The 6,512-nt window shown below is 64.9% G+C and carries 4 protein-coding genes; 3 read left to right on the top strand and 1 reads right to left on the bottom strand.

Annotation, left to right across the window (positions count from 1 at the left end; genetic code table 11):
- Positions 1–365, top strand: a 365-nt coding sequence (locus tag CHB99_RS21525) for a multicopper oxidase domain-containing protein (RefSeq protein WP_170946405.1), incomplete at its 5' end; no start/stop codon positions are given.
- Positions 365–844 (top strand): tRNA adenosine(34) deaminase TadA, encoded by a 480-nt coding sequence (gene tadA, locus CHB99_RS21520; protein WP_042122120.1) that lies wholly within the window; start codon positions 365–367, stop codon positions 842–844. The genes CHB99_RS21525 and tadA, both read left to right, overlap by 1 nt.
- A gap of 62 nt (positions 845–906) precedes the next feature.
- Here tadA and mltF read toward each other — a convergent pair whose 3' ends face one another.
- Complete coding sequence (mltF, locus tag CHB99_RS21515) at positions 907–2,367, bottom strand: membrane-bound lytic murein transglycosylase MltF (protein WP_042122118.1); 1,461 nt, start codon at positions 2,365–2,367, stop codon at positions 907–909.
- 245 nt (positions 2,368–2,612) lie between these two features.
- Here mltF and purL point away from each other — a divergent pair, with 245 nt between their 5' ends.
- Complete coding sequence (gene purL / locus CHB99_RS21510; RefSeq protein WP_042122116.1) at positions 2,613–6,512, top strand: phosphoribosylformylglycinamidine synthase; 3,900 nt, start codon at positions 2,613–2,615, stop codon at positions 6,510–6,512.

Genomic DNA, 6,512 nt, shown 5'->3' with positions numbered 1-6,512 from the left:
TGGACACCGAGAACGGTCGACCGCCAAGCCTGTGGCAGATCAACGGCCAGGCCTGGGACATCACCGACAAGACCTGCGCCGATCGTCCCATCGCCACTCTGCAGAAGGGCAAGAGTTACATCCTCGAGTTGAAGAACATGACCCAGTACCAGCATCCGGTGCATCTGCACGGCATGAGTTTCAAGGTGATCGCGTCGAACCGCCGGCAGATCGTCGAGCCGTGGTTCACCGATACCTACCTGCTGGGCAAGAACGAACGCGCCCAGGTGGCGCTGGTGGCGGATAACCCGGGCACCTGGATGTTCCATTGCCATGTCATCGACCATATGGAAACCGGCCTGATGGCCGCGATCGCGGTGGTCTGATGCGTCCGCAGATCATCGATCGCAGCCGCGATCAGGAATTCATGCGTCTGGCCCTGGAACTCGCCGCCGAAGGCGCGGCCCTGGGTGAGGTGCCGGTGGGCGCGGTGCTGGTGCAGCACGGGCAGATCCTGGGTCAGGGCTTCAACCGCCCGATCACCGACAGCGACCCCAGCGCCCATGCGGAAATGGTCGCGATCCGCGCCGCGGCCAGGGCGGCGAGCAACTATCGCCTGCCGGGCAGTACCCTGTACGTCACCCTCGAACCCTGCAGCATGTGCGCCGGGCTGATCGTCCATTCGCGGGTCAATCGTGTGGTCTACGGCGCGCTGGAGCCGAAGGCGGGGGTCGTGCAGAGCCAGGGACAGTTCTTCACCCAGGGCTTTCTCAACCATCGGGTGATCTATGAAGGTGGGGTCTTGGCGGAGGAGTGCGGGGCGATTCTCAGTGAGTTCTTCAAGGCGCGTCGGGCCAAGGCCTGAGACTGATTGATCTTGATGGCTGGCGCGGACCTGAATATCAAGGTTGGCCCGGTCCGCGTCGATCAGAGCTGCGGGCTCTGCTCCGCAGGCTTGTCCTTGTTGACGCCAGGTACGTGCAGGTTGCCTTCGGCGACCTGGCTGCCTTCCAGCTGCGGCTGGGTCACCCAGGTGAGGATGTCGTAGTAGCGGCGGATGTTGGCGACGAAATGCACCGGCTCGCCACCGCGGGCATAGCCGTAGCGCGTCTTGCTGTAGTACTTCTTCTGCGAAAGACGCGGCAGCATCTTCTTCACGTCCAGCCACTTGTTCGGGTTCAGGCCCTCGCGCTCGGCCATCTTGCGCGCGTCGTCGAGGTGACCGCCGCCGACGTTGTAGGCGGCGAGGGCGAACCAGGTGCGGTCCGGCTCCTTGATCGAGTCGTCGAGCTGTTCCTTGACATGCATGAAGTACTTGGCGCCGCCGCGGATGCTCTGCACCGGATCGAGGCGGTTGGACACGCCCATGGCCTGGGCGGTGCGCTGGGTCAGCATCATCAGGCCGCGCACGCCGGTCTTGGAGGTGACTTCCGGCTGCCACAAGGATTCCTGATAGCCGATGGCCGCCAGCAGGCGCCAGTCCACCTGTTCCTGCTTGGCCGAGTTGCGGAAATGCTTTTCGAAGCGCGGCAGGCGCTCCTGCAGGTGCTGGGCGAAGGTGTAGGCACCGACGTAGCCGAGTACGTCGACATGGCCGTAGTAGCGGTCTTTCAGGCGTTGCAGGGTGCCGTTCTTCTCGACCTTGTCGAGGAACTTGTCGATTTCGTTGAGCAGGCTGTTGTCTTCGCCGGCGGCTACCGCCCAGCGCTGGTCGCGGGCATCGCCGAGGTCGAAGGCGACGCGCACGTTGGGGAAGTACACCTGGTTCATCGCCAGTTCGTTGGAATCCACCAGGGTCAGGTCGATCTGCCCTTCGTCGACCATGCGCAGCAGGTCGACCACTTCCACCTGATCGGATTCCTCGTAGTCCAGGCCGGGGTACTGTTTCTTCAGCTCCGCCAACTGCTCGGCATGGCTGCTGCCCTTGAGCACCAGGATGCGCTTGCCGACCAGGCCGGCGGCGTTGGTCGGGCGACTCTTGCCGTTGCGGTAGATGATCTGCGGGGTGACTTCGAGGTACGGATGGGAGAAGCGCGCCTGGTGCTGGCGCTGACCGCTGTTGACCAGGCCCGCCGCCGCCAGCACCGGGCCGTTGGGCTGGCCGAGCTGGTTGAACAGGTCATCGAGGTTGTCGGCGGTCTCGATCTGCAGTTCGACGCCCAGGTCCTCGGCGAAGCGCTTGACCAGCTCGTACTCGAAGCCGGTTTCGCCGTTGCGGTCCTGGAAATAGGTGGCCGGGCTGTTACGGGTTATGACCCGCAATACGCCGTCCTCCTTGATGCGTTCCAGGGTGCTGGGTTTTTCAACGCAGGCACCGAGCATCAGGAAGAGTCCGATTGCGATGAGCCATTGGGCGCACCGCTGGCGCAGAGCAGTGTGTGCAGACATAACGTGCAGTATACGCAAAGGGCCTGTCGCGCCATATCTCGACAACAGATAGCTTGTCTGCTATCGCTCCCTGTGGTTGCGACTTTTCACCGCAGTTCGGCCTTCGCGGGAATGCTCCGACATGTCTGGAATACACCGGCCGACATTCGGATGGCCGCCGATGCAGCGTTTCGGGTGCCTGACGCGCCGGTTTAGGCTAGAATGCACGGCCTCCAAGCACACCCCCTTCTGAGGCTGTCCCGACGATGTTGATCCTGCGCGGCGCTCCTGCCCTTTCTGCCTTTCGCCACGGTAAATTACTCGAGCAACTGAGCCAGAAAGTCCCCGCTGTTAGTGGTTTGTACGCTGAATTCGCTCATTTCGCCGAGGTTGACGGCGATCTGACCGCCGACCAACAGCAGGTGCTCGCGCGCCTGCTCAAGTACGGCCCGAGCGTCCCGGTGCAGGAGCCAGCCGGTCGCCTGTTCCTGGTCATGCCACGTTTCGGCACCATCTCGCCCTGGTCGAGCAAGGCCAGCGACATCGCCCACAACTGCGGTCTGGAAGTGGTTCGTCGCCTGGAGCGCGGCATCGCCTACTACGTCGGCGGTGAACTGAGCGAAGCCGACGCCGCCAGCATCGCCGAACTGCTGCACGACCGCATGACCCAGGTGGTCCTGGCCAGGCTGGAAGAGGCCGCCGGCCTGTTCAGCCACGCCGAACCCCGGCCGCTGACCGCCGTGGACGTCCTCGGTGGCGGTCGCGCCGCGCTGGAAAAGGCCAACGTCGAACTGGGCCTGGCCCTCGCCGAAGACGAGATCGACTACCTGGTCAACGCCTTCCAGGGCCTCAAGCGCAACCCGCACGACATCGAACTGATGATGTTCGCCCAGGCCAACTCCGAGCACTGCCGTCACAAGATCTTCAACGCCAGTTGGGACATCGACGGCCAGAGCCAGGAAAAAAGCCTGTTCGGCATGATCAAGAACACCTACCAGATGCACAGCGAAGGCGTCCTGTCCGCGTACAAGGACAACGCCTCGGTGATCGTCGGTTCGGTGGCCGGCCGCTTCTTCCCGAATCCCGATACCCGCCAATACGGCGCGGTGCAGGAGCCGGTGCACATCCTGATGAAGGTCGAGACCCACAACCACCCGACCGCCATCGCGCCGTTCCCGGGCGCGTCCACCGGTTCCGGTGGCGAGATCCGCGACGAAGGCGCCACCGGTCGCGGCGCCAAGCCGAAAGCCGGCCTGACCGGCTTCACCGTGTCCAACCTGCGCATCCCGGGCTTCGAACAGCCATGGGAGAAGGCATACGGCAAGCCCGAGCGCATCGTCGACGCCCTCGACATCATGATCGAAGGCCCGCTGGGCGGCGCGGCGTTCAACAACGAATTCGGCCGTCCGGCCCTGACCGGCTACTTCCGTACCTTCGAGCAATCCATCAGCACCCCTCACGGCGACGAAGTGCGCGGCTACCACAAGCCGATCATGCTCGCTGGCGGCATGGGCAACATCCGTGAAGAGCACGTGAAGAAGGGTGAAATCACCGTCGGCGCCAAGCTGATCGTCCTCGGTGGCCCGGCCATGCTGATCGGCCTGGGTGGCGGCGCAGCATCGTCCATGGCCACCGGCGCCAGTTCCGCCGACCTGGACTTCGCCTCCGTGCAGCGGGAAAACCCGGAAATGGAGCGCCGCTGCCAGGAGGTCATCGACCGTTGCTGGCAGCTGGGCGACAAGAACCCGATCGCCTTCATCCATGACGTCGGTGCCGGCGGTATCTCCAACGCCTTCCCCGAACTGGTCAACGATGGTGGCCGTGGCGGTCGCTTCGAGCTGCGTAACGTGCCGAACGACGAGCCAGGCATGGCCCCGCACGAAATCTGGAGCAACGAATCCCAGGAGCGTTACGTGCTGGCCGTCAGCGCGGTCGACTTCGAGCGCTTCCAGGCCATCTGCGAGCGCGAGCGCTGCCCGTTCGCGGTGGTCGGCGAAGCCACCGAAGAGCCGCAACTGACCGTCACCGACAGCCATTTCGGCAACACGCCGGTGGACATGCCGCTGGAAGTGCTGCTGGGCAAGCCGCCACGCATGCACCGTTCGGTCACCCGCGAAGCCGAGCAGGGCGATGATTTCGACCCGGCCACCCTGGAACTGGGCGACTCCATCGAGCGCGTCCTGCGCCACCCGGCCGTGGCCAGCAAGAGCTTCCTGATCACCATCGGCGACCGCACCATCACCGGTCTGGTCGCCCGCGACCAGATGGTCGGTCCGTGGCAGGTTCCGGTCGCCGACTGCGCCGTCACCGCCACCAGCTTCGACGTCTACACCGGCGAGTCCATGGCGATGGGCGAGCGCACCCCGCTGGCCCTGCTGGATGCTCCGGCGTCCGGGCGCATGGCGATCGGCGAGACCCTGACCAACATGGCCGCCTCGCGCATCGAGAAGCTCTCCGACATCAAGCTGTCGGCCAACTGGATGTCCGCCGCCGGCCATCCGGGCGAAGACGCCCGCCTGTACGACACCGTCAAGGCCGTGGGCATGGAACTCTGCCCGGAGCTGGGCCTGACCATTCCGGTGGGCAAGGACTCCATGTCCATGAAGACCCGCTGGAGCGACGAGGGTGCCGAGAAGACCGTCACCTCGCCGATGTCGCTGATCGTCACCGGCTTCGCCCCGGTCACCGACATTCGCAAGACCCTGACCCCAGAGCTGCGCATGGACAAGGGCGAAACCGATCTGATCCTCATCGACCTGGGTCGCGGGCAGAACCGCATGGGCGCGTCGATCCTGGCGCAGACCCACGGCAAGCTGGGCGCCAAGGCACCGGACGTCGATGACGCCGAAGACCTCAAGGCCTTCTTCGCGGTGATCCAGGGCCTCAATGCCGACGGTCACCTGCTCGCCTACCACGACCGTTCCGACGGCGGTCTGCTGGTCAGCGCGCTGGAAATGGCCTTCGCCGGCCACTGCGGCCTGAACCTGGAGCTGGACACCCTGACCAGCAAGCGCGAGAAAGTCGCGGCGATCCTCTTCAACGAAGAGCTGGGTGCGGTAATCCAGGTTCGCCAGGACGCCACCCCGGACGTGCTGGCCCAGTTCAGCGCCGCTGGCCTCGGCGAGGACTGCGTGGCGGTGATCGGCAAGCCGGTCAACAGCAACCAGGTCTCCATCAGCCTGAATGGCGAAGTGCTGTTCGACGGCCAGCGCCGTCTGCTGCAGCGTCAGTGGGCCGAGACCAGCTACCAGATCCAGCGCCTGCGCGACAACGCCGAGTGCGCCGACCAGGAATTCGACCTGCTGCTGGAAGAAGACAACCCGGGCCTGAGCGTCAAGCTGGGCTTCGACGTCAACCAGGACATCGCCGCGCCATACATCAAGAAAGGCGTGCGTCCACAGGTGGCGGTGCTGCGCGAGCAGGGCGTCAACGGTCAGGTGGAAATGGCCGCGGCCTTCGACCGCGCCGGCTTCAACGCCATCGACGTGCACATGAGCGATATCCTCGCCGGCCGTGTCGACCTCAATGAGTTCAAGGGCCTGGTGGCCTGCGGTGGCTTCTCCTACGGCGACGTTCTCGGCGCCGGTGAGGGCTGGGCCAAGTCGGCACTGTTCAACGCCCGTGCCCGCGACGCCTTCCAGGGCTTCTTCGACCGCACGGACAGCTTCGCCCTCGGCGTGTGCAACGGTTGCCAGATGATGTCCAACCTGCACGAGCTGATTCCGGGCACCGAGTACTGGCCGCACTTCGTGCGCAACCGCTCCGAGCAGTTCGAGGCGCGGGTGGCGATGGTCCAGGTCCAGGAGTCCAACTCGATCTTCCTGCAGGGCATGGCCGGTTCGCGCATGCCGATCGCCATCGCCCACGGCGAAGGCCATGCCGAGTTCGCCAGCGAGGAAGCGCTGCTGGAAGCCGACCTGTCCGGTTGCGTGGCCCTGCGTTTCGTCGACAACCACGGCAAGGTCACCGAGCGTTATCCGGCCAACCCGAACGGCTCGCCGCGCGGGATCACCGGCCTGACCAGCCGCGACGGTCGCGTCACCATCATGATGCCGCACCCTGAGCGGGTCTTCCGTGCCGTGCAGAACTCCTGGCGTCCGGACGACTGGAACGAAGACGCCGGCTGGATGCGCATGTTCCGCAACGCGCGGGCCTGGGTGAACTGA

This window comes from Pseudomonas japonica (assembly GCF_900188455.1).
GTDB lineage: Bacteria > Pseudomonadota > Gammaproteobacteria > Pseudomonadales > Pseudomonadaceae > Aquipseudomonas > Aquipseudomonas japonica.
Note: the sequence above shows the minus strand (reverse complement) of the source record. Positions and strands in the feature narration are given on the sequence as shown.